Genomic DNA, 3,323 nt, shown 5'->3' with positions numbered 1-3,323 from the left:
CCGCAGATCAGCGCTTCCATGTGCTTGATGTACTGGCGGCAAACCTCGTCGGTCACGGGCCCTACGCCGGTGGCGCGCGACATCGCGTGGCGCCCGAAAAACAGATGATCGCAGGCGCCGATCAGGCTGGTGTAGAACAGCACCGGATCGATGTCGCGGAACTCGCCGGTCTTGACGCCTTCCGCCAGCAGCCGGCGGTGGAAATCCAAGAGCGGCGCGACGAAGAATTTCGAGACCTCGTCGGCGGCTTCCGGACTGCTTTCGTGCAGCAGGTAATGAATCAGCCGGTTCATATAGGGGAACTGGTGATAGGCGCGGATGATGCCGCCGATATGCAGCTTCAGCTTGGCGGTCGGCGCGATTGGCTGGGCCAGCAGATATTCGAGGTTCGCCACTTCGGTCGCGGCATCTCGCGCCAGCAAGGCCAGCAGCAATCCGTCCTTGTTGCCGAAATGATATTTGACCAGGGCGGCGTTGACGCCGGATTTTTGCGCGATGTCGCTGAGCGACACGTCGATCGATGAACGCCCGATCATCAGCTCGCTGGCCGCGACCAGCAGCTTCTCGGCCGTCGGGTTTCTTCCGCCCGGGAGCTTTGTCGGTACGCTGGTATTCAACTGCGATTCCATGACCTACGTAAGGCGTCCTGCCTGCCGGGAAATCCGGGCGCAGATAACCCGATGCCGTGGCCGCACTCAAGAGTTAATTGATTGATTGACTAAATCCCCCTGCGCCACTTAAATCCGGCCCATCATTCAAACCCCACCCAGAACAATCAGGGAGAACGCTCATGGCCGAGGCCTATATCGTCGCCGCCGCACGCACCGCAGGCGGCCGCAAGGGAGGACGCCTCGCCGGCTGGCATCCGGCCGATCTCGCGGCTTCCGTGCTGGATTCGCTGGTCGAGCGCTCGGGCGCTGCTCCCGACCAGCTCGAAGACGTGCTCATGGGCTGCGTCATGCAGGTCGGCGAACAGTCCAACAACATGGCGCGCAATGCCATCCTGGCATCGAAGCTGCCGGAAAGCGTGCCCGGCACCTCGGTCGACCGCCAGTGCGGCTCGTCGCAGCAGGCGCTGCATTTCGCGGCGCAGGCGGTGATGTCCGGCACCATGGACATCGTGATTGCCGCCGGCGTGGAATCGATGACGCGGGTACCGATGGGCCTGTCGTCGCAATTGCCGGCCAAGAACGGTTTCGGCACCTCCAAGAGCCCGGGCATCGAGAAGAAGTATCCGAACATCGTGTTCAGCCAGTTCACCGGCGCGGAAATGATGGCGGAGAAATACGGCCTCTCCAAAGACGATCTCGATAAATTCTCCTATGAGAGCCACCAGCGCGCCATCGCCGCCACCCAGGCCGGCAAGTTCAAGGACGAAATCATCCCGCTGCAGATCACCCGGGCGGATGGTTCGACCGACACCCATCACATCGACGAAGGCATCCGCTTCGATGCTACGCTCGACAGCATCCGGGGCGTCAAGCTGATCGCGGAAAACGGCAAGCTCACCGCCGCCAGCGCCAGCCAGATCTGCGACGGCGCCTCCGGCGTGATGGTCGTCAACGAACGCGGCCTGAAGTCGCTCGGCGTCAAGCCCTTGGCGCGGGTCCATCACATGACCATGATCGGCGGCGATCCCGTGATCATGCTGGACGCGCCGTTGCACGCCACCGAGCGCGCGCTGAAGAAGGCCGGCATGTCGATCGACGACATCGACCTGTTCGAGGTCAACGAGGCCTTTGCCTCGGTGCCTACCGCCTGGCTGAAAACGACAGGCGCCGATCCGGCGCGGCTCAATGTCAATGGCGGCGCCATCGCGCTCGGCCACCCGCTCGGCGGCTCCGGCACCAAGCTGATGACCACGCTGATCAACGCGCTCAAGCAGCGCAACAAGCGCTACGGCCTGCAGACCATGTGCGAGGGCGGCGGCATGGCGAACGTGACCATCATCGAGCGGCTGTAAGGGAAGGCCGTAACAGCGGCAACAACAACGGTGTCGTCCCTGCGAACGCAGGGACCCATAACCACAGGTTTTCGGGGTGATACCGGGCTGGAGCACCAGTTCGTTTCAACATTTCAATTCCGTGGTTATGGGTCCCCGCGTTCGCGGGGACGACGAAAGAATACAATTCCCAAGGAAACCCCATGACCCATCCGTCGATCCACGCGCGCACCCAGCCGGACAAGATCGCCTACCAGATGGCCGGCACCGGCAAGGCGATCACCTATCGCGAACTCGACGAACTGTCGAACCAGGGCGCGCAGTTGTTCCGCGCGCTGGGCCTGAAGGAGGGCGACCACATCGCGTTCCTGATCGAGAACCGGCTGGCATTCATGGAGATCTGCTGGGCGGCGCAACGCTCGGGACTGTATTACACCGCGATCAGCCGCTATTTGACCCAGGACGAGATCGCCTACATCATCAAGGATTGTGGCGCCAAGGTCGTCATCACCTCGCCGAAATGCGCCGAGCAGATCAAGGGACTGGTGACCGGCGCGCCCGGCGAGCCATTGTTCTACATGCTCGACGAGCCGCTGCCCGGCTTCCGCTCGTGGGACAAGGAAGCGGCGGCCCAGCCGACCACGCCGATCGCGGACGAGGTCGCGGGCTATGACATGCTGTATTCGTCGGGCACCACCGGACGGCCGAAGGGCATCAAGCGCGAATCCGAGCACAATCCGATCGACCTGCCGAACCCGTTCCTGAGGATCCTGTGCGCCGGCATGTGCGGCATGAGCTCCGACAGCATTTACCTTTCGCCGGCGCCGCTCTATCACGCAGCTCCCTTGCGCTTCAACATGATGGCGATCACGCTCGGCGGCACCTCCATCATCATGGAATCTTTCGATGCCGAGGAATTCCTGAAGCTGGTCGAGAAATACAAGATCACCCAGTCGCAACTGGTGCCGACCATGTTCGTGCGCATGCTGAAGCTGCCGGAAGAGGTACGCAAACGCTACGACGTCTCCTCGCTGAAGGGCGCGATCCACGCCGCGGCGCCCTGTCCGATCGACGTCAAGGCGAAGATGATCGAGTGGTGGGGACCGATCCTGATCGAGTACTACGCCGGCTCCGAAGGCAACGGCGTCACGGTGTCGACCTCGCAGCAATGGCTGACCCATCGCGGCACCGTCGGCCGCGCCGTGGTCGGCAAGATCAAGATTCTGGACGAGAACGATGCGGAAGTGCCGGTCGGCCAGATCGGAACGGTGTATTTCGCCGACGCGCCGGTTTTCACCTATCATAACGATCCCGAGAAGACACGGAAGGCCTACAACGACAAGGGCTGGTCGACGCTCGGCGATGTCGGCTATCTCGACGA

The 3,323-nt window shown here is 62.4% G+C and carries 3 protein-coding genes; 2 read left to right on the top strand and 1 reads right to left on the bottom strand.

Features of this window, described 5'->3' with window-relative positions:
• Positions 1-629, bottom strand: a 629-nt coding sequence (locus tag Q7T45_RS08510) for a TetR family transcriptional regulator (protein ID WP_304869678.1), incomplete at its 3' end; no start/stop codon positions are given.
• Between the two features lie 161 nt (positions 630-790).
• Between Q7T45_RS08510 and Q7T45_RS08505 the strand changes: the two genes are divergently transcribed.
• Together Q7T45_RS08505 and Q7T45_RS08500 are read left to right on the top strand one after the other, a co-directional pair.
• Positions 791-1,963 (top strand): acetyl-CoA C-acetyltransferase, encoded by a 1,173-nt coding sequence (locus Q7T45_RS08505; protein WP_304869676.1) that lies wholly within the window; start codon positions 791-793, stop codon positions 1,961-1,963.
• 182 nt (positions 1,964-2,145) lie between these two features.
• Positions 2,146-3,323: AMP-binding protein (locus tag Q7T45_RS08500; RefSeq protein ID WP_304869674.1), on the top strand; the 1,178-nt coding region annotated here is incomplete at its 3' end.

Source organism: Bradyrhizobium sp. (assembly GCF_030646015.1).
Lineage (GTDB): Bacteria > Pseudomonadota > Alphaproteobacteria > Rhizobiales > Xanthobacteraceae > Bradyrhizobium.
The sequence above is the reverse complement of the archived record's forward strand: the minus strand, read 5'-3'. Positions and strand labels throughout refer to the sequence as shown.